This is a genomic window from Hydrogenophilus thermoluteolus, assembly GCF_003574215.1.
Lineage (GTDB): Bacteria > Pseudomonadota > Gammaproteobacteria > Burkholderiales > Rhodocyclaceae > Hydrogenophilus > Hydrogenophilus thermoluteolus.
The window spans coordinates 1,781,346-1,801,585 of sequence record NZ_AP018558.1 but is presented as its reverse complement, the minus strand read 5'-3'; the positions used below and the strand labels follow the sequence as shown (position 1 = coordinate 1,801,585).

19 protein-coding genes and 1 tRNA gene are annotated in these 20,240 nt (G+C 63.6%); 11 read left to right on the top strand and 9 right to left on the bottom strand.

The annotated features are described in order from the left end of the window. Positions 1-5: 5 nt before the first annotated feature. The 3 genes from HPTL_RS08745 to HPTL_RS11215 all read right to left on the bottom strand — a co-directional run bounded on the left by HPTL_RS08745 (position 6) and on the right by HPTL_RS11215 (position 3,005). On the bottom strand, positions 6-761 hold the full coding sequence (locus tag HPTL_RS08745) for a LutC/YkgG family protein (RefSeq protein ID WP_119335635.1): 756 nt from the start codon (positions 759-761) through the stop codon (positions 6-8). Next, positions 758-2,185 (bottom strand): LutB/LldF family L-lactate oxidation iron-sulfur protein, encoded by a 1,428-nt coding sequence (locus tag HPTL_RS08740; RefSeq protein WP_119335634.1) that lies wholly within the window; start codon positions 2,183-2,185, stop codon positions 758-760. Before HPTL_RS08740 ends, HPTL_RS08745 begins: the two co-directional genes overlap by 4 nt. A 61-nt stretch (positions 2,186-2,246) precedes the next feature. Further along, positions 2,247-3,005 carry a (Fe-S)-binding protein gene (locus HPTL_RS11215; RefSeq protein ID WP_170141319.1) on the bottom strand — a complete coding sequence of 253 codons (759 nt, stop codon included), beginning with the start codon at positions 3,003-3,005 and terminating at the stop codon, positions 2,247-2,249. A 78-nt stretch (positions 3,006-3,083) separates the two neighbouring features. On the opposite strand from HPTL_RS11215, the gene HPTL_RS08735 reads away from it, so the two are divergent. The 7 genes from HPTL_RS08735 (at position 3,084) to HPTL_RS08705 (ending at position 13,313) form a co-directional block, all read left to right on the top strand. After that, complete coding sequence (locus HPTL_RS08735) at positions 3,084-4,247, top strand: efflux RND transporter periplasmic adaptor subunit (protein ID WP_170141318.1); 1,164 nt, start codon at positions 3,084-3,086, stop codon at positions 4,245-4,247. Beyond that, positions 4,244-7,354 carry an efflux RND transporter permease subunit gene (locus HPTL_RS08730; protein WP_119335632.1) on the top strand — a complete coding sequence of 1,037 codons (3,111 nt, stop codon included), beginning with the start codon at positions 4,244-4,246 and terminating at the stop codon, positions 7,352-7,354. The genes HPTL_RS08735 and HPTL_RS08730 overlap by 4 nt, the downstream gene beginning before the upstream one ends. Before the next feature lie 65 nt (positions 7,355-7,419). Continuing rightward, positions 7,420-9,450 (top strand): YgiQ family radical SAM protein, encoded by a 2,031-nt coding sequence (locus HPTL_RS08725; RefSeq protein ID WP_197713659.1) that lies wholly within the window; start codon positions 7,420-7,422, stop codon positions 9,448-9,450. After that, positions 9,447-10,169 (top strand): AzlC family ABC transporter permease, encoded by a 723-nt coding sequence (locus tag HPTL_RS08720; RefSeq protein ID WP_197713658.1) that lies wholly within the window; start codon positions 9,447-9,449, stop codon positions 10,167-10,169. The genes HPTL_RS08725 and HPTL_RS08720 overlap by 4 nt, the downstream gene beginning before the upstream one ends. A gap of 2 nt (positions 10,170-10,171) precedes the next feature. After that, complete coding sequence (locus tag HPTL_RS08715; protein WP_119335631.1) at positions 10,172-10,510, top strand: AzlD domain-containing protein; 339 nt, start codon at positions 10,172-10,174, stop codon at positions 10,508-10,510. Between the two features lie 4 nt (positions 10,511-10,514). Continuing rightward, the gene (gene mutM / locus HPTL_RS08710; protein ID WP_119335630.1) at positions 10,515-11,333 is read left to right on the top strand and encodes a bifunctional DNA-formamidopyrimidine glycosylase/DNA-(apurinic or apyrimidinic site) lyase; all 819 of its coding nucleotides are present in this window, start codon (positions 10,515-10,517) and stop codon (positions 11,331-11,333) included. Between the two features lie 60 nt (positions 11,334-11,393). Continuing rightward, the gene (locus tag HPTL_RS08705; protein WP_119335629.1) at positions 11,394-13,313 is read left to right on the top strand and encodes a dynamin family protein; all 1,920 of its coding nucleotides are present in this window, start codon (positions 11,394-11,396) and stop codon (positions 13,311-13,313) included. A gap of 53 nt (positions 13,314-13,366) precedes the next feature. Here HPTL_RS08705 and HPTL_RS08700 read toward each other — a convergent pair whose 3' ends face one another. From HPTL_RS08700 to HPTL_RS08675, 6 genes are all read right to left on the bottom strand, one after another. Continuing rightward, positions 13,367-13,606, bottom strand: a complete 240-nt coding sequence (locus HPTL_RS08700) for a thioredoxin family protein (RefSeq protein ID WP_119335628.1) — start codon at positions 13,604-13,606, stop codon at positions 13,367-13,369. 23 nt (positions 13,607-13,629) lie between these two features. Continuing rightward, positions 13,630-14,697 (bottom strand): permease, encoded by a 1,068-nt coding sequence (locus HPTL_RS08695; RefSeq protein WP_119335627.1) that lies wholly within the window; start codon positions 14,695-14,697, stop codon positions 13,630-13,632. A gap of 41 nt (positions 14,698-14,738) precedes the next feature. Continuing rightward, positions 14,739-15,830, bottom strand: coding sequence for an ACR3 family arsenite efflux transporter (gene arsB, locus HPTL_RS08690; RefSeq protein WP_119335626.1), 1,092 nt, complete (start codon positions 15,828-15,830; stop codon positions 14,739-14,741). Next, positions 15,830-16,681 (bottom strand): arsenate reductase ArsC, encoded by an 852-nt coding sequence (locus tag HPTL_RS11380; RefSeq protein ID WP_197713657.1) that lies wholly within the window; start codon positions 16,679-16,681, stop codon positions 15,830-15,832. The genes arsB and HPTL_RS11380 overlap by 1 nt, the downstream gene beginning before the upstream one ends. Beyond that, entirely contained in the window at positions 16,678-17,043 is a 366-nt protein-coding gene (locus tag HPTL_RS08680; RefSeq protein ID WP_119335625.1) for an ArsR/SmtB family transcription factor, read from the bottom strand. The genes HPTL_RS11380 and HPTL_RS08680 overlap by 4 nt, the downstream gene beginning before the upstream one ends. Positions 17,044-17,108: 65 nt before the next feature. Next, positions 17,109-17,185 (bottom strand) — tRNA-Met (locus HPTL_RS08675). A gap of 81 nt (positions 17,186-17,266) precedes the next feature. Here HPTL_RS08675 and HPTL_RS08670 point away from each other — a divergent pair. The 4 genes from HPTL_RS08670 (at position 17,267) to HPTL_RS08655 (ending at position 20,237) form a co-directional block, all read left to right on the top strand. Then, a complete protein-coding gene (locus HPTL_RS08670; RefSeq protein WP_170141317.1) occupies positions 17,267-18,100 on the top strand; it encodes an RsmE family RNA methyltransferase in 834 nt (277 codons plus the stop codon). A 67-nt stretch (positions 18,101-18,167) separates the two neighbouring features. After that, on the top strand, positions 18,168-19,517 hold the full coding sequence (gene argA / locus HPTL_RS08665) for an amino-acid N-acetyltransferase (protein WP_170141365.1): 1,350 nt from the start codon (positions 18,168-18,170) through the stop codon (positions 19,515-19,517). Between the two features lie 9 nt (positions 19,518-19,526). Next, complete coding sequence (locus HPTL_RS08660; RefSeq protein WP_119335623.1) at positions 19,527-19,805, top strand: oxidative damage protection protein; 279 nt, start codon at positions 19,527-19,529, stop codon at positions 19,803-19,805. 12 nt (positions 19,806-19,817) lie between these two features. After that, on the top strand, positions 19,818-20,237 hold the full coding sequence (locus HPTL_RS08655) for a DUF423 domain-containing protein (RefSeq protein WP_197713655.1): 420 nt from the start codon (positions 19,818-19,820) through the stop codon (positions 20,235-20,237). Positions 20,238-20,240 lie beyond the last annotated feature (3 nt).

Below are 20,240 nucleotides of genomic sequence, written 5' to 3'. Positions count from 1 at the left end.
GGGGTTCAGGGGATCAAGAAGACGTGCACCCGCCGCGGCCCATGGGCGCCCAACTGGATCGTCTGCTCGACGTCTCCGGTGCGTGAGGGGCCAGCGACGAAGTTGATGGTGCGCGGCAGATGTTCGCGCCAATCGGTTGTGTCGTCACCCAGTTCGCGGCGCAGCAGCGCCCAGAACTCCTCGAAATGGGAAACGATGCGGGACTGCGATAGCAGCACGAGGTGGTTGTCTGGCACGAACCGGTGGGTGGTGGGATGCACGGGGGCGGAGAGGAAGACAAGACTTCCCACTTCGGCGATGCCAGCGTACGCTTCGCTCACCGCGGTTTCCGTGGTGACGGTTGCCGGTTCGCAGCGCAGTTGCCACGCAGCAGGCCAGGGGAGGTCGAGGAGGGTGCCGCTCGCGTGTGTGGGCGGTGTGGCACCCACTTCGGCACACCACGCCGCGACCGCTTCGGGAAGGGCGTCGCGGGAAGGGAGTTCGTGCACCGTTCCGGCACGTGCGGTCCAAAGTCGTTGCCATCGTGCCGCGACTGGTTCAGAGAACGCCAGCCGGGGGTGGGGTGCGCGCGGGGTGATCGCAGCGGCACGCGCAGCGGGATCGGCAGGCTCAACTGCGCCATTTTTGCCCAGCGCAGCGCGGATCGCAGCGAGCACCCGTTCACGACCGTCGGCGTGCCGGGTGGCGGTGCTGTCGTTTGTCGAAGCGGAGTCCAGCCGTTCGGGTCGTTGCGACGTGGGAAAGCCTGCGGTTGCGTTCATCGCTCGCCTCCGTTTGGGTTTTCGCGTTTGGCGTGCCACAGTTCGAGAAAGGTGCGTCCCGGGGGCGTGGGCAGGTCACGAACCCCAAACCAGCCGCGGGCGAAGGGAAACCAGTCAAGCGTCTTGCGCCCGCGCGCCCACGCGGCGAGCAGCCTGACTTTGACCCGTTCCGCGGCATGGTAGAGCGCAGGGCGGGTTGCGAGCCAGCGCCAGAGGGTGAGGGCCCGTCCTTCCAGCGCCGGACGAAGGCCCGCTTTGTGCTGTTCGTGGCGAAGACGGCGCAGCAGGTCCGGCAATGGGATTTTCACCGGGCACACTTCACCGCAACGACCGTTCAGCGTGCAGGCGTTGGGCAGATCGAGCGCGTTGTCGAGTCCGGTAAAGAGCGGAGTCAAGACCGATCCCATCGGCCCCGGGTAGACCCAACCGTACGCATGCCCGCCGATCGCGCCATAGACCGGGCAATGGTTCATGCACGCGCCGCAGCGGATGCAGCGCAACATTGGACGGAACGGTCCATCGAGCATCCGGCTGCGTCCGTTGTCGACGAGCACGACGTGAAACGCTTCCGGGCCGTCCTGGTCGCCTGCGCGGTGCGGGCCGACGGAGTAGGTGGTGTAGGTTTCGCTGTCTTGCCCCGTTGCGGAACGCGCGAGCAAACGCAGAAAGAGCGCAACGTCCTCGAGGGTGCCGACCACCCGCTCGATTCCGGCGGTGACGATATGGACCCGTGCGAGCGTCTGCGTGAGGTCACCGTTCCCTTCGTTGGTGACGATGAGGGTCTGTCCCGTCTCGGCTACGAGGAAGTTCGCGCCGGTGATGCCGACGTCTGCTTGGAAGTACTTTTGTCGCAGCTGCAACCGCGCCTCGGTGACCAGCCCTTCGACGGTCGTTTGCCGCGGCGTGCCATGCGCGGCTTCGAAGAGGTCGGAGATCTGCTCTTTGGTTTTGTGGACCGCGGGGGCGATGATGTGTGAAGGAGCTTCTCCCGCCAGCTGAATGATGTACTCCCCTAGGTCGGTTTCGACGATTTCGTACCCCGCTGCCTCCAGCGCCTCGTTGAGCCCGATCTCCTCGGAGACCATCGATTTGCCCTTGGTGATCACGCGGGCATTCGCTGCGGCGCAGATCTCCAGAATGATGCGGCGCGCCGCGTCGGCATCGGGTGCCCAATGGACGACACCGCCGTGGCGGGTGACCTCTGCTTCGAACGCGGCGAGGTAGGTGTCGAGGTTGGCCAGGATTTCATCTTTGCGCTGGGCGCCCGCTTCGCGCAACTGCTCGAATTCGGGGACGAGCGCAACCGCTTTCGCGCGTTTGCCGATGAAGCCATCCGCGGCACGGGAAAGCGCCGCCTGGAGATTGGGCTCGTGCAGCGCGAAGACCGCTTGTTCGCGAAAGCGGCGTGGAGTGCGGCTGGTCATCGGGTGACACAGCTGGGCTTTTGTCGATTGCTCGCTCATTGCATGCTCCCGCGGGATCGCGTCAGCCATTCAAACCGGGACCATTTGCCAGCCCCGCCAGCACTTCGAGGGTATGATAGACCCGGACCGGGGCATGGATGCGCGCAAGCCGCCCGGCAATGTTCATCAGACAACCCAGGTCGCCGCCTAAGAGCACTTGCGCGCCGCTCTTCAGGATGTTTTGGACCTTGCGTTCGACCATCGCCTCGGAGAGTTCGGGATATTTGACGCAGAAGGTGCCACCGAACCCGCAACACACCTCGGCCTCTGCCATCTCCACGAGCGTCAGCCCTTCGACACGGGCAAGGAGCTGGCGCGGTTGTCCCTTGATCCCCAGGCTGCGCAAGCCGGAACAGGAGTCGTGGTAGGTGACGCGATAGGGGAACCGGACCCGTGGGAGTTGTTCCAATGGAACCTGTTGGGCGAAGTAGCTCAGCGCTTCCCACGACTTGGCTGCGAGCCGTTGCGCGCGTTCCCGCCATTCGGGATCGTCTTTGAGCAGCTCCGGATAGTCGTGGCGAATCGTCGCAAGGCACGAGCCCGACGGCGCGATGAGATAATCGAAGGGTTCGAACGCGGCGATGGTCTGCTTCGCAAGCGCACGGGCGGCATCCCAGTCCCCCGCGTTGTAGCCGGGTTGCCCGCAGCAGGTTTGCGCGAACGGGACTTCGACGCGGTGCCCCGTGGCTTCCAAGAGTTGTGCAAGCGCCATCGCGATGTTGGGACGGATGGTATTGACCAGGCAGGTGACAAAGAGACCGACGCGGGGTTGGGTAGCCATAGTACGAAAACACGAGCGGGAAGACCCGCTCATTATACTGAGCAGGAGGCGCACTTGTCGATCGGGAACAGAAATTGGGTGCGACGCAAGCAATGGGGGATCGCGTGGCGCCTAGCGCTGCTCTGCGGTTGGCTGGGCATCGCGCAGACGCAACCGGTGGCGCAAGCCGAAACGGCACAAGCGTGCGCGCAGGCTGGTTCCGCCGAAGCGATTTGGCAGCCGTGGCCGACGGTAGTGGTGCCGTCTGCGCGCGAAGCCCCCGCGAAAGTGGTCGCACGCGAGTCGGCAACCGTCGCGCCGGAAGTCGCTGGCCGAATCGAAAAACTCCCCGTGCGCGTGGGGGACCAGGTGGCGGCAGGCGATGTGGTCGCGGAGCTCGACGCGTCGCTGTTGCGTTTGGCGCGCGACGAAGCGGCGGCGGCGTATGCCGCGGCGCAAACGCGGGTGGCGCAGGCGAAACGGTTACTTGCCCAAGCAGAGCGGTTGCTTGCCCAACGGGTGGGCAACCGCGACAACATGGCGGCTGCCGAAGAGCAGTTGCGGATCGCCGAGCAGGAGGCGGCTGCGCGGGCGGCGCAACGGGCGCAAGCCGAATGGCGCTTGGCGCACGCGGTGGTGCGCGCGCCGTTTGCCGGTGTGGTCACCGCACGCTTGGCGCAGGAAGGAAACTGGGTCGCTGCGGGACAAGGGATCGCGGTGGTGACCTCGGCCGAGCAGGAGGTGGTCGCGCAGGTGGTGGGCGATCAGGCAGCGGAGCTTGCCCATGCTGCCGCGTCACCTCGCTTCGTGCCGTTCGTAACCGGACATTCATCCGCGCTCATCTCCGATCCCTCTTCTGATCCGGCCGCGGAAATCGCGCTCACCTGGGTCGCAACCAACGCGGTGCGTGACGCGCCCGGACAGCGCACGACGGTGCGGTTTCGCTTCACGCACCCTCATCCATTGGCCGCAGGAACCGTGGGGCGGGTCCGGTGGCAATCGTCGGCACGCATCGCGCCGCCAGAAGCGGTCACGACCTTCGACGGTCGCGTCGGGGTTTGGGTGCGACGTAACCCCACTGCGCCGCCCCGTTTTCTGGCGCTACCAGACGCCCTTCCGGGGCGCAGCGCCGTGGTGGCGTTACCGTCTGGGTGGTTACCTGAGGAGGCGCAGATCGCGGTGGGTCGCCAGGGGGGGCTTGCGTGGGCATACGTGGGTGCGCGTACACCCCGATCCGAAACTCGCGCGGAGTGCGGGCAATGAGTGGGTTCGTGCGCCGCTTGTTGGAAAATGGGCCGCTGGCGAACCTTGCGTTTTTGCTGGTCGTTGCGCTCGGGGTCGCCAGTTATCTGACGATGCCCCGGGCGCGCGACCCCGAAATCAATTTCAACTGGGTCAATGTCTGGACGGTCTATCCTGGGGCGAGCGCCGAAGATGTCGCGCGAAAGATCACCGAGCCGCTCGAAGAGGCGCTGCGCACCGTTTCCGATATCCGCTATTTGGTGTCGACCTCGCGTGAGGGGCTGTCGTCGATCTTGGTCCGTTTCGAACGCCTGGACGACGCCACCTTTGCGCGCCGCGTCGAAGAGGTACGGCGTGAGGTACTCAACAAGGCGAACGACCTGCCGGAGACCGCGAAAACCCCACGCGTGATGGAGATCACGACCTCGAACGGTTTTCCAACCGCGATGCTCGCGTTGTACGGACCGGTGGGTGGGGAGACGCTGCGTGCGACTGCGGAGCGGATCAAACGGGACCTCGAGCGCCTTCCGGGGGTAGATCGCGCGTTGGTCTTCGGTTTTCGCGAACCGGAATTGCAGATACGTTTCGACCCGATCGCGTTGGCGGCGCTGGGCGTTGCCCCTGTGACGCTCGCGGATCAAGTGCGCGCCTGGTTCCGCGATCTGGCTGCTGGGCGGGTGCGGATCGCTGGCGAAGAGTGGCTCGCGCGGGTACAGGGCGAAACGGTTTCTGCCGAGGCGCTCGCCCAGTTACCGATCCAAGTGGCGCGTACCAACGACCCGGTACCGGCGCTGCTGCCACTTTCCCAGCTTGCCGAGGTTCAGGAAGGGGCGGAGCGCGCCCGTCAACTCGTCCGTTTCCACGGTCATCCGGCGCTCCTCGTTTCGATCACCAAAAAGGCGAAGGCGAACACCCTTCAGCTTTTGGACGCGCTCAACCGCTATATCGACGAGCACAATTCGGGGCTCGAAGCGCTGGGGCTGCGGCTTGCGCTCGTCGATGACCAAACCCCGGAGACGCGCGCAGCAATCGGTGTGATGGAACAGAACGCGCTGGTGGGCCTTGCGCTGGTTCTGGTCATGGTCGGGTTTTTCCTGGGGCGGCATTTGGCGCTGCTGGTGGCTGCGGGGATGGTTTTTGCGCTTGCGGGGGCAATGGCTGTATTGGCCGTGAGCGGCAGTACGCTCAATTTGACGGTGCTCTTGGGGGTGGTGATCGCGCTCGGGATGCTTGTCGACGATGCGGTGGTGATCGTTGAAGCGATCCACGACAAGATCGTGCAGGGGGTGCCGGCGCAGCAGGCGGTCTTTGCCGGGTTGCGCGAAGTGGCCGCGCCCGTGGCAAGCGCGGTGCTCACCACAGTGGCGGCGTTTCTGCCACTCATGCTCCTGCCCGGCATTCTGGGCGATTTTTTGCGGGTCGTTCCCGTCGTCGTCACTGTGGCGCTGGCGATGAGCCTCGTCGAAGCCTATTGGTTACTTCCGGCGCACATCTTGACGATGCATGCGGCGTTCGATCGGCCGCGTTCGCGCTGGGGGCTCTGGCGCGAGCGCTTTCAGCGCCGCTTGCGCAATCGCTATGGTCGGTGGCTGGTATGGGCGCTACGCCGACCGAAACGGGCGGCGGTGCTTGCGTTCCTGGCGTTCGCTGCTGCGGTGGCGTTGGTGGTGAGTGGCACCGTTCGGGTGCAGTTTTTCGCGTTCGAAACGATTCGGCTCTTCTATATCCATGCCGATCTGCCGGTCGGGACACCGCTTTCTGAGACGCTCGCGGTTGCCGACCGGATGCGGCAGGCGGTGGAAGCGACACTGCCTGCCGAGGAGCTGCGCGCGGCGGTGGCGATGGCGGGCGTGAAATTCACCGATACCGAACCGCTTTATGCCGACCACCATGCCCAGGTGATCGTTTCGCTCAACCCCCGCACACCGAACGGGCGAAGTACCGAAGCGGTGATCGATGCGCTGCGCGACGCGGTGACCGCCGCGGCGAAACCCTACACCGCGTCGTTCTTGATCGTCAAAGGGGGGCCGCCCGCGCAGCGCCCGGTGAGCGTCAAGGTGCGCTCCGACGACGACGCTGCGCGCGACGCCGTGGTGGCGCTCGTCAAAGAGTGGCTCCGCGACATCCCGGGGGTGAAGGACATTCAGGATGATCAGGCGGCCGGGCGCCCCACCATAGAATTGCGCTGGCGCCCGGAGGCGCTGGCCGACGCGAACCTCGACGTCGCCACTGCGACCCGAACCACGGCGCTTCTTGCCGACGGCGAGTACGTGGGGGAGACGCGGCGGGGCGGTGAGACCTGGCGGGTGATCGTCCAGGCAAAACCCGTTGCGTGGCCGAGCGTCCCGTCGTGGCTCGATTTGCCGATCGTGACGCCTGCGGGTGGTGCGGTGCCGTTATCGGTATTGGCCGACGTGACGGTGCGCGAAACGGCGGGCGTGGTGCGCCGTTACCAATACACCCGTTCGGTGACGGTGGAAGCGGAACTCGACCGCACGGTTGCCGAGACCCAAGCGGTGAACGCAGAGCTACTGCGGCGTTGGCAGGCGGTGGCGGCGCACTATCCCAACGTCACGCTCGACTTCACCGGCGAGCTCGACGACATCAAGGAAAGCCTTGCGGCATTGCAGAAAATCTTCCTAGTCGGGGTGGGGTTGATCTATCTCATTTTGGCCACTCAGTTTCGCAGCTACGTGCAGCCACTGGTGATCCTGGTGACGGTGCCGTTGGCGTTTACCGGCGTGGTTTTCGGGTTGGCCGCGTCCGGTTTGCCGCTCTCGCTTTACACGATGTACGGGGTGGTCGCGCTCACCGGAATCGCGGTCAATAGCGCGATCGTGCTCGTTGCTGCGGTGAACGACCGCCGCAGCGCCGGGATGAGCCCGATTCACGCCGTGGTGACCGCGGCACGGCGGCGGATCGTCCCGATCCTCATCACGTCGGGCACGACGATCGGTGGGCTCTTTTCTCTGGCGACGGGTCTGGCCGGTCACTCGCTCCTCTGGGGGCCGGTGGCGTCGAGTATCGTCTGGGGGCTGGGCGTTTCGACGATCCTCACCCTTTTCGTGGTGCCGCTCCTGTTGCTCGCGCTGTTGCGGGGTCAAGCGAAACGGGTTGCAATGGTCTGAATGGTGGGCAGTGGTTTTCTGACTCGAAAGTCGTTACAATCCTTCGCAAATAACGAGTCGATACGATGAACACACCCACGATCCTGCCCCAACTGGTCAATCCGAACCCAGCCCCGTTCCTGCCGATGAGTCGCGCCGAAATGGATGCGCTCGGGTGGGACGCCTGTGACGTCGTCTTGGTCACGGGCGACGCGTACGTCGACCACCCCAGTTTTGGCATGGCGCTCGTTGGGCGGCTGTTGGAAGCGCACGGTTTGCGCGTGGGGATCATCAGCCAGCCGGATTGGCGCAGTGCCGAACCGTTTCGCGCGCTGGGGCGGCCCCGCCTCTTTTTCGGGGTTACCGCCGGTAATATGGATTCGATGGTGAACCACTATACGTCGGATCGCCGCATCCGCAGTGACGATGCCTATACCCCGGGTGGTGTTGCGGGCAAACGTCCCGACCGGGCGGTGATCGTCTATACCCAGCGGTGCCGCGAAGCCTTTCCTGGCGTGCCGGTGGTCATCGGCGGGATCGAAGCGAGTTTGCGCCGCATCGCCCAGTATGACCACTGGAGCGAAAAGGTGCGGCGCTCGATCCTCTTGGACGCGAAAGCCGATTTGCTGCTCTATGGCAATGCCGAGCGCGCGCTCGTTGTGCTCATTACCCGGTTGCAAGCAGGCGAACCGCTCGCGTCGATCCGTGACCTGCGGGGGTCGGCGTTTGCGGTGAAGCCAGGTTGGCTGCCCGGTCCCGAATGGGTGGAGCTCGACGCCACCGACCCCGATCGCCCGGTCGAGCAGCCCAAAGGGGCGGCACGCGAACGCACGGTGGTGCGGTTGCCGGCGTTCGAAACGGTGGCGGCAAACCCGTTGGCCTATGCGCACGCCTCGCGCCTCCTGCATCTGGAATCGAACCCATTCAACGCGCGCGCGTTGGTGCAACGGCACGGGGTTGGGCCGGGCGCGCGCGATCTGTGGGTCAATCCGCCGCCGTTGCCGCTCACCACGGAAGAGATGGATTTCCTCTACGAGCGCCCCTATGCGCGCCGTCCTCATCCCAGTTACGGCAACGCGCGCATTCCCGCGTGGGAGATGATCCGTTTCTCGGTGAGCATCATGCGCGGTTGCTTTGGCGGGTGCACTTTCTGTTCGATCACCGAGCACGAAGGGCGGATCATCCAGAACCGCTCGCACGAATCGATTTTGCGGGAAATCGCTGCGATTCGCGACAAAACGCCCGGTTTTTCCGGCCACATCACCGATCTGGGCGGCCCCACGGCCAACATGTACCGGATGCGGTGCAAGGACCCTGCGATCGAATCGCGCTGTCGCCGCCTGTCGTGCGTCTATCCGGACGTCTGCGAAAACCTGGGCGGAACCGACCATCGGCCGCTCATCGAGCTTTATCGTGCGGCACGGGAAGTGCCCGGCGTGAAGTTGGTGACGATCGGTTCCGGCGTGCGCTACGACCTGGCGGTAAAAAGTCCCGAATATGTCAAAGAGCTGGTGCAGCACCATGTGAGCGGGCGGTTGAAGATCGCCCCGGAGCATACCGAACCGGAGCCGCTCGCGCACATGATGAAACCGGGGGTCGAAACGTACTACCGCTTCCGCGCGCTCTTCGAACGCTACTCGAAAGCGGCGGGTAAACGGCAACAACTGATCCCGTACTTCATCGCAGCGCACCCGGGGACTACCGACGAAGCGATGGTCAATCTAGCGGTCTGGTTAAAGCAAAACGGCTTCAAACCGGACCAAGTGCAGACCTTTTTGCCAACCCCGATGGCGTTGGCAACCGCGATGTACCATTCCGGACGCAACCCGTTGAAACGGTTGGCAAACGGGGGAAAGCCGGTTACCGTCGTGCGCAAAGGGCGGCAACGGCGGCTGCACAAAGCCCTCCTGCGCTGGCACGACCCCGCCAATTGGCCGCTCATTCGGGAAGCGTTGCGCGCGCTGGGGCGGCGTGACCTCATCGGGTATGGACCCAATGCGCTGGTGCCGCCGGTCGATCCCCCCATACAGCGTCAAACAACAAGCGCAGGGCAACCCCACAAGCGGTTACCCCAACGCGCATCGACACCACGAAAACAGGGAGTGAAGCGTCCGTGAGTACTCAGCCTCCAGGTGCTACGCCAGAGGAACCGGCGTGGCGCGAAGCGTTGCGTTTGATGATGCCGTTGTCGCTTGGCTTGATCCCGTGGTCGATCGCAACGGGGCTTACGATGCGCGCTTATGGATTGAGCGAAGGCGAAGCGGCGGCGATGAACCTCTTCGTCTTCGCGGCAACGGCGCAACTGGGCACGTTGCCGTTGATCGTTGCCGGGGCACCGATCGCAATCGTCTGGCTTACCGCCGCTGTGCTCAATTTGCGCTTCGTGATCTACAGTGCGGCGATCTCGCCAGCGTTTCACCACCAATCGTGGGCACGGCGTGCGTTGGGCAGTTACTGGCTGGTCGATGCGTTGTTCATCGTGTTGGGGCCGCGGCTCACAGCAGAACCTGACCCCGAGCGGCGCTGGCGCATGTTTTTCGCGGCTGGCCTCTGGTGTTGGTGGCTGTGGCAGCTTTTCGGACTGGTTGGGATTTTCGGCGCGGAATGGTTGCCGCGTGACTGGCCGCTCACCTTCATGGGCACGATCGCGCTGCTGGTGCTTTTGGTGCCGCTTGTCAAAGAGGCAGCGATGCGCGTCACCGCGCTCACTTCGGCAACGGTGGCGATCCTGGCGTACGACCTGCCGCTCAAAAGCGGCGTGGTCGTTGCGGTGCTCGCCGGGCTGGCTGCCGGTGGTGCTTGGACCTGGTGGCATGCGCGCCGCCAAGGAGCGTGAGTATGGCAGAAGCACACGGCGTCTGGGGTTGGGGCTATCTTCCCATTTTTTTGCTCCTCTTTTGGGCCACTTGGCTCACCCGCGGCGCGTTCTTGCTGTTCGGGGAAAAGGTACGGTTACCGCAATCGGTGCAGATGTGGTTGCGCTACGCCCCCGCGGCAGCGCTGGGCGCGCTGGTTGCACCAGACCTCTTTCTGGCCGGTGGGGAAGTCGCGTTCAAGCCGGAGCTGGTTGCGGCAGTGGTGGTGATGGTCTCCGCCGCGTTCTGGCGCAACCCGTGGGCCCCTTTCGCGTTGGGGATGCTGACGCTGGTGGCGCTACAAAACGCGTTCCCGGGGTAGCGGCATGCCAGAATTGCCTGAGGTCGAAACGGTCAAGCGAGGACTGATGCCACTCATCGGTCAGCAGTGGCGGCACACTACCGTTCGCCGGGCAGACCTACGCCGTCCACTCGATGCTTCGGCATTTTTGCCGTGGCGCGATGCTACGGTCTGCGCCGTCACCCGGCGCGCCAAAGTGGTGGCGTTGGAACTGGCGCGTGCAGACGGTGCGCGCGCCTATCTGCGCTTTCACCTGGGGATGAGTGGGCGGCTCTACTTCACGGATCCCGCGTCTGATTGGCTGCCTCACGAACATCTGGAGCTCGCTTTTTCTGCGTCGGTCCTGCGCTTTCGCGATCCGCGCCGCTTCGGTTGGTGCGACCTGTTGCCAGCCGACGACTATGCCCGTTGGTCGGCAACCCTCGCGCCCGAACCCTTTTCACCCGCATTGACCCCGGAATGGGCGATGCACCGCGCCGGACGTGCCAGCATCAAAGCGGTGCTGCTTTCTGGTCGTGTCGTGGTGGGCGTGGGCAACATCTATGCGTGTGAGGCGCTCTACCACGCCGGGATTGCGCCGCAGCGCCCAGCGGAAACGCTTTCCGCGGACGAATGGGCGCGACTCATCGCGGCAGTGCGTGCGGTGCTCGACGCCGCGATCGCCGCTGGTGGGACCAGCTTTCGGGACTACGTCACCGTCGATGGCGCGCAAGGGTGGTTTCAATTGCAGCTTGCGGTCTATGGGCAAGAGGGGAAGCCTTGCGGCCGGTGCGGGACGCCGATCGAACGGATCGTGCAGCAGAGGCGAAGCACCTGGTGGTGCCCGCGGTGTCAGGCGGATTGATCGTTCGATCGATCCTTTTTGTGCTACCCTTTTACTTCTTCACGACAGTCTTGAGCCGAAATGGCACTGGGTCAGTACCTGATCGATTTCGACGCGTGGCGGGGGTCGGTTCGCTCGGCGCTCCTAATCGTGCAGCAGGCGCTTAGCGATGCCGGAGTGGCTGGGCGTGAGCGCGTGCGCGCCCGGTTGCTCGAAGCGTTCGATGCCGTGGATACCCAACGGCTGCGGGTCGCGTTCCTGGCCGAATTCTCCCGTGGCAAGACCGAACTGATCAACGCGCTTTTTTTTGCCGACCATGGCGAACGGATATTGCCGTCGCGGACGGGGCGCACCACGATGTGCCCAACCGAGCTCGAATGGTTCGACGGTGCAACCCCCGAAGTGCTGCTCTTGCCGATCGCTGCCGCGCGCGACGTCACGTTACGCGACGCCCGCATGCAGCCGGAGCTCTGGACGCGGCGACCGTTCGACCCGCAGGACACGCAGAGCGTCTTAGCGGCAACGCAAGGGGTTTGCGAAGTCGAACAGGTGTCGGTCGATGAGGCGGAGTCGCTCGGATTTCGCATCGACCCCAGCGGCGAAAACGGGCTCGAACCGCAGCCCGACGGAACCGTTCTGGTTCCGGCCTGGCGCCACGCGATCATCCGCTATCCGCACCCGCTCCTCGCCGCGGGGCTGGTGATCGTCGATACCCCCGGACTCAACGCGATCGGTGCGGAGATCGACCTCACCCTGTCGCTGTTGCCCGAATGTCAAGCCATCGTCTTCGTGCTGGGTGTCGATACGGGTGTTACCCGCAGCGACCTCGCGGTTTGGCGCCGGTTCATCCAAAGCGGTGGTGACCGCTCCGCTGCGACCTTGGTGGTGCTTAACAAGATCGACGCGCTGGAGGATGGGCTGCGCAGCGAAGCCGAGATCGAAGCGGAGATCGACGCGCGGGTCGCCGACGTCGCGCACCATTTGGGCGTTTCGGTCTCGCACATTTTCCCGCTTTCGGCGCAACGGGCCCTGGTGGGGCGCATTCGACGCGACGACGCGTTGGTGACGCGGTCGCGGATCACGGAGTTCGAAGCGGCGCTTTCCGAAGCGCTGGTCGATCGTCGTCTGGAGATCAGCGAAATTCACCTCAAAGCCGCGTTGGAGGGGCTCCTTGCCGCAACTGGGATCGAAGCCAAATTGACGCAGCTCCACGGCCAGCTGGAAGAGCTCAACGGGCTGCGCCACAAGAACCGCGCTCGGATGCTCTACCTCCTCAAGAAGGTGCAGAGCGAAAAAGAGGAGCTCGACGCATTGGCCGAGCGCAGCAAAGCGGCGAAAGCGCTGTTCGCTCGTGAAGCGAAAGCGCTGCTCGAACTCATCGGTCGGCGGCGGATTCGCGCAGAAGTCGAGCAGGTGGTCGCGGCGCTCCAGCAGGCGACCTTTTCAGCGCAGATGCGCAGCGAAATCGAACGTTTTTTCGATCGCATCTCGGAGTGGCTTGAGGAAGGCAACCGCAAACTCGGCGAATTGAAAACGATGGTGGACAAGCTCTACCACCGCTTCGAAACGGAGTATGGGCTCAAATGCGATCCCCCTTCGGAGCCGCCGCAGTACGAGACCTTCATCGCGAGCATCCAGGACGTACGGGAAGCAGCGCTCGAACAGGTGGCCGGGTGGGGGTTTCTGCTCGCGCACGGCAAAAAACGGGTGATCGAGCAGTTTGCGTCGCTGGTTGGGCGGGAGATCGAAGCCCGTTGGGAACGCCACTACCGTCAGTTTCTGGCGTGGGTTCGGGTGGTGATGGTGCCGATGGACGAAGCATTGGCCGAACAAGCCGAAGCGCTGGAAAAGCGGATGCAAAGCCTGGCGCGCATCCGCGATTCCGTAGACACCCTGGAACCCCAGATCGCGGTGCTCGAAGCCGAGTACCAGGCGTGGCAAGACCACCGCGCCCGCATTGCCGCGGCAATCGACGGGGTTCGTTCCGCGGCGGGGCTTTGAGTGCGTCGGCACAGACCAAGGGCAGCGGTTGCCGCAACCCCTTCAAGCCCGATTCACGACTCCGGTCTCAACCAGGATTCCACTTGCGCGCGCGTGGGAACGCTGCCGGCATGAACCACTTTCCCGTCGATCACAACACCCGGTGTGCTCATCACCCCGTAGCGCATGATCTCGGGCAGTGATTCCACTTTTTCCAGTTGAACAGAGACGCCCAACGCATTGGCTACCGACTCGATCAGTTGTACCGTATTCTTACAATTCGCACAGCCGGTACCCAAAACTTTGATTTCCATTGCGGACTCCTTTCACGAAACAATCAGTTCAACAGCACGTTGAAGAGATAACCGACGAACAAAATCCCCATGGCCACGACGCCAGCGAACGTCGCGATCAGGGGCAATTTCAAAACGTTACGCAGAATGAGCATCTCCGGTAGCGAAAGTGCGATCACGCTCATCATGAACGCCAACGTCGTGCCCAGCGCGGCCCCTTTGGTGATGAGCGCTTCGACCACCGGGATGATCCCTGCCGCGTTGGTGTACATCGGTACCCCCATCGCTACCGCGGCAGGCAACGCCCACCACGGCGCATCTTTGCCCAAGAGCTTTGCCATCAACTCCTCTGGGACGTAGCCGTGGATTCCGGCGCCCACGGCGATCCCAATGAGGACATAGGGCCACACTTTGCCGACGATCTCCCGCACATGGCGCAGCCCCGCGGCAAAGCGGTCGTTCCAGGTCAGTGTGGTTCCCGTGGGCAATGCGGCGTCTCCCATGTGAATGTCGCGCACCCAATCTTGTAGGTAGCGCTCCATCTTGAGCTTGCCGATCACAAGCCCCGCGGCGATCGCAATCGACAACCCGGTGACCAGATAGAGCGCGGCCACTTTCCAGCCAAAGAGGCCGAAGAGCAGTGCCAGCGCCACCTCATTGATCATCGGCGCGGAGATGAGGAACGAAAAGGTGACCCCCAATGGGACGCCCGCGGAGAGGAAACCGATGAAGAGCGGTACTGCCGAGCAGGAGCAAAACGGGGTGACGATGCCCAGAAGCGCCGCGAGAAAATTGCCAATGCCCAGCCGCTTGCCCGAAAGGAGCGCCCGGGTGCGCTCGGGGGCAAAAAAGGTCTGCACGACGCCCATCACGAAAACGATACCCAAGAGCAACAGCAGCACTTTGGGCGCGTCATAAGCGAAAAAGTGCACCGCCTCACCCAGATGGGTCTCACGGCGCAAGCCTAGGGTGGCGACCACCCAATCGGCCCAATCGGTAAGGTGCGAATAGGCGAACCACCACACCACCGCAGCCGTCGGGATGCCTACGAACCAGCCAAGATGCGTCGGCGGTGCCGGGTTGGGGGCTGTTGTGTTCGAGGAAGCAGTCATCGTTTTCTCCTTTCTCTGCGGGGTGGGGGGTGTTTTCGGGCTCAAAGCGCAGCAGTTTCGCGGGCCGCTCGGCCTTCATACCACGCGCGGGTGCGGTTCACGATCGCCACCACTGCGAGCATCACCGGTACTTCGATCAAGACGCCCACCACCGTAGCCAGCGCCGCACCCGACTCGAAGCCGAAGAGGGCAATCGCTGCCGCAACGGCCAATTCGAAAAAGTTGGACGCGCCGATGAGCGCCGACGGGCCGGCGACCTCGTGTTTTTCCCCTACTGTGCGGTTGAGGAGATACGCCAAGGTCGAATTGAAAAAGACCTGAATGAGGATCGGCACCGCCAAAAGCGCGATGATGAGCGGCTGATCGAGGATGATCTCCCCTTGAAAGCCAAAGAGCAGCACCAGGGTGATGAGGAGCGCCGCAATCGACGCATGGCCCAACTTCACCAGCGCGGCTTCATAGACCGCTTCGCCTTGCGCAAGCAACCGACGGCGCCAGATCTGCGCAAGCACCACCGGGATCACGATATAGAGCACCACGGAAAGGAAGAGCGTCTCCCAGGGGACTTCGATTTTCGAAACGCCCAAGAGAAAACCGACGATCGGTGCGAACGCAAAAACCATGATGATGTCGTTCAGCGCCACTTGCGTCAAAGTGAAATAGGGATTGCCGTTGCACAGCCGACTCCAGACGAAGACCATCGCCGTGCACGGCGCAGCGGCAAGCAGGATCAACCCGGCAACGTAGGCGTCGTGCTGCTCGGTGGGGAGCCATTCCGCGAACAGATGCCGGACGAACAGCCACGCCAAGAGCGCCATCGAAAAGGGCTTGACCGCCCAGTTGACGAAGAGCGTCACCGCAATGCCGCGCCAATGCGCGGTGACGCCACCCAATGCGGAAAAGTCGATCTTGATGAGCATCGGGATGATCATCACCCAGATGAGGAGACCGACCGGCAAATTGACCTGAGCGACCTCCATACGGCCGATCGCTTGAAAGAAACCGGGGACCACTTTCCCCAGAACGATCCCGGCGACGATGCAAAGCGCCACCCAAAGGGTCAAGTAACGTTCGAAAAAACCGAGGGGCGCGCCTGCCGCGCGGCGCGCTGTGACGTCACATTGGGCGCTCATCACGCGTTCTCCTGGGCGAAAGGAACGGCCAACGCTTGGGCAACCGCAGGGACCAAATGGGCGCGGATCGCGTCCCGTACCGCTTCGAACGCGGCGAGCGGCTGCCCGTGCGGATCGGGAAAGGCCATGTGTAACGTGGGAATGGGGCGGGGAAAGACGGGGCACGCCTCACGGGCGTGGTCGCACACCGTGACCACAAGATCGAACGGTTCGTCGAGAAACTGTGCCACATCCTTCGGCGCGAGCCCTTCGGTGGGGAGTTCGGCGCGCCGTAGCGCTTCGAGCGCGTTCGGCGCCACTTCGGACTGCGGCGCAACGCCTGCCGAGAAAGCGCGAACGAACGGAGCGAGGTCGTGATTGAGGATCGCCTCGGCCATTTGCGATCGGCACGAGTTACCGGTGCAGAGTACCAAAACCCGTTTCATGCGGTGTATAGAACCGCTGAGCTGGGTGCCCGGCGCGATTGTATTGAAGACGGTACCGTATTTGCGTAGATTTTCGTGTAGGAGATCAAGCCGCCGGTCATTCTCCACGCTGTCTACCCCAATCGTGTAGCAGATCCGAGCAAGGGCAGGCGGGACATCGCGTCGCTCACCGTGCAGACGAATCGCTACATGGCGCAAGGAAAAATTGAGAATGGGAATGATGCGCTCCACGCCCTTAAGCATGCAGGCACTCAGCGCAGCGAGAAGCAGTTCGGCAGGGTTGAACGCATCGTGTCGCCCCGCCATATCGGTATCGAGAATTACGGTTGCGTTTTTGGTGCGAGCGATTCCGTAGGAGGTGCCCCGTTCTGCCCAAACGTCGAATACCATGGGTGGTTTCGACGGATCGTTCCGTTTTTCCGTCATCGGCATGGCTCCTCGGTTGATTGAAACCAGTGATCGTCAATGCCCGATTCGGCACGCATCGTCGCGCACACCTCCCGTTGCCCAGCGCAGCACTCCTCGGTGAGATAGGCGATGAGCGCATGCATTTGGGGAATTGCGGCGCGGTAGCGGACGAAACGCCCTTCGGGGTTGCTCATCACGAGCCCGGCGCGTTCGAGCGTCTTCGCGTGGAACGTGACCTGGCTGGGGCTCATCCCAAGACGTTCGGCGATTTCGCCGGCAACCAACCCCGTCGGCTCCTCGCGGACCAAGAGGCGGAAAAGGGCAAGCCGGGGTGCCGAGGCAAGGGCAGAGAGGGCGTCGATCGCTTCGTTGGCATTCATTTTGATTTTACGAAAATTGTTGAAATGTTGTATCCAAAAAAACCAACCACAGGGGTTGGTTGGATTGGTTGCGGGGGCAGGATTTGAACCTGCGACCTTCGGGTTATGAGCCCGACGAGCTACCGGACTGCTCCACCCCGCGTCACGTGAAGCGAATTATAGCGTGCTGCAGCGCAGCGTCAACCCATTTATGGGTAAGGTTATTGCGCGGGCCGTGGCAACCATGAGTCCGCTGGCCCATGAAGGGGCTGGACTGCGTGCCGCACCGAAATCTGGGATAATCGCATCGAAATCGTATCGGGACCGTGGCGTGTTTCCTCCCCGTTTTTATACCCCGGAAGCCCGTTCGTGGCACACCGCGCCGCAAACGCCCTGGGATTTGCCGCCGGAAACCGCGTACCACGCGCTGGTGCGGCGCGTTCTGCCGGGCAATCCCATTCGGCTATTCGACGGCGCAGGGCGGGAGTGGGAAGGGGTTGTCGTGGCGGTTGGTCGCCGCACCGTGACGGTAGATGCGTTGCAGCCGGTCACGCCGCTACCCGAACCCCCAACGCCGCGGGTACTCGCCACCGCACTTCTTCCCGCGGAGCGGCTCGACTGGGTGGTGCAAAAGGGAACGGAACTTGGGATGACCCATTGGGTGCCGCTTGTCACGGCGCGCAGCCAGGTGGGGTTCGATGCCGCGCGCGCGGAGAAGAAACGGCGGCACTGGCAACAGGTGGCGGCGAACGCCTGCGCGCAGTGCGGTCGGGCAACCGTACCGGAAATCCTCCCGGTGACACCCCTGACGGCATTCGCGGAACGCCTTGCCGAATGGGTCACGCCACCGATCACCTGGTTCTGGTTGCAGCCGGGAGCTACGTCGGTGGCAAAGCGCGCACCGCCCATGGGCGGTGTCGTGCTCCTCGTGGGGCCGGAAGGGGGGTGGCACCCCGAAGAGGAACGATACTTCGCCCAACATGAGGCGGTCGCGTTGGGGCTGGCGCCGTGGGTGTTGCGGGCCGAAACTGCAGCGGTCGCGGCGCTCGCGCAAACGGCGGTGTGGTGGTCACAATGAAAGGGATGCACAACGGATGAAAGCAAGCGGTGCGGCGCGCAAGCAAGGGACAGAAACGCCGGAGGCGATGGTGCCGATCGCGCTCGAAGACAGTAAAGCGGTCGCGCAGTTCGTTGCGTGGCTGCGCCATTCGGCACCCTACATCCACGCGTTCGGCGGCAAAACCTTCGTCGTGGCGTTCGACGGTGAAGTGGCGCAAGGCGAACGGATGCAGCGGCTGGCGTACGACTGCAACCTCCTTGCTGCGCTTGGAATCCGTCTGGTGTTGGTGCACGGGGCCAGACCCCAGATCGACGCGGAGATGGCGCGGCGTGGGCTGACGCCACAGTTTCACCGCGGCATGCGCGTCACCGACGCCGAAGCGCTGGAATGCGTGAAAGCGGCGCAGATGGTCACGCGGCTCGAGATCGAAGCCAAGCTCTCGCAGGGGTTGCCGAATACCCCGATGGCGGGAAGCTTCATGCGCATCACCGGTGGCAACTACCTGGTGGCGCGTCCGCTCGGAGTGATCGAAGGGGTCGATTACCTCTACACCGGCGCGGTGCGCAAGGTGATTGCAGACGAAATCGAAGCCGACCTGGAACAAGAGAACGTCGTGCTGATCTCCCCCATCGCCGCGTCGCCCTCGGGCGAAATCTTCAACCTGAGCATGGAAGAGGTGGCAGCCGAAGTCGCGGTGGCGCTACACGCGGAAAAGCTGATCTTTCTCTGCGACGCACCGGGAATCCCGACACCGGAAGGGGAAGGGGTGATGGCGTCGGTGACGGTCACCGAAGCGCAGCAGCGGCTGGACGAAGCTGGCGCGACCTTTTCCGAAGATCTGCGCGCCTACCTGCCGTACGCGATCGACGCGGTACGGCGCGGCGTACGCCGGGCGCACCTCATCGCGCGCGACCTCGACGGAGCGATCTTGCTCGAATGCTTCACCCACTCAGGGGTGGGCACGATGATCACCCGGAATCCCGTCTTTCGCTATCGCGACGCGACCAGCGAAGACGTCCCGGCGCTCATCGCGCTGATTGCGCCGATGGAAGCCGACGGCACCCTGGTGCGGCGCAACCGCGAGCTCCTGGAGCAAGAGATCACCCGCTTCATCCTGGTCGAACACGACGGCGTGGTGGTCGGCTCCGCGGCGCTTTACCCCTTTTCGGAAGAGCGGGCGGGCGAATTGGCGTGCCTTGCGGTCGCGCCGGAATACCGTCGCGCCGGGATCGGCGAGGAGCTGCTGCGTCGGATCGAAGCGCGGGCGCGCGCAGCGGGTTTGGAAAAACTCTACGTGCTGACAACCCGCACCGCCCACTGGTTCCTGGAGCGGGGGTTCGTGGAAGTGAGCGTCGATGCCCTTCCGAAACAGAAGCGAGAACTTTACAATTACCAACGGCGAAGCAAAGTGTTCGTCAAAACGCTCACTCAGTAGGATCAGTCCATGACACGAACCGTTTTTTGTGTGAAGTTACAGAAAGAAGCCGAAGGGCTGGAACGTCCGCCGCTGCCAGGGCCGCTGGGAAAGAAGGTCTATGAGCAGATCTCGAAAGAGGCGTGGCAAGCGTGGCAGCGCTACCAGACGATGCTCATCAACGAGTACCGCTTGAATCTGTTGGATCCGCAGGCGCGTAAATTCCTGCAGGAACAGATGGAGCAGTTCCTCTTCGGCACGGGCGCGGGTCCAGAAGCGATCCCCAACTACGTCCCGCCGCAAAACTGATCCTACCCGCAGATGATGCCCGTCAAACCCAAAGGGCTCTTTCGCTGGCTCAATGGCCGCGTCGTGCTGACACTGGGGGCAGTGTTTGGGGGGTGTGGGGTTGTCTTGAGTGCGATCGGCGCGCACGCGCTCACCCACCTTTCCCCAGCGTTGCAGGACGCCTACCAAACCGCGGCCTGGTACCACCTGATCCATGCGGTGGGGTTGTTGGCCGTGGGGGTCTGGTTGCGAACCGCGCCCCATCCCTTGTGGTTGCGCTGGGCGGCGCTTGCGTGGGTGGCGGGGATCGTCCTCTTTTCCGGCTCGATCTACCTCCACGCGCTCTTGGGCGAACGGTGGCTGCCGGGTTGGGTCACCCCGCTTGGCGGGTTGGCGCTGATCGCGGGCTGGGTGATGCTTGCCGCAGCGGCCTGGCGCGGCGCCGCCCCTTGAGCG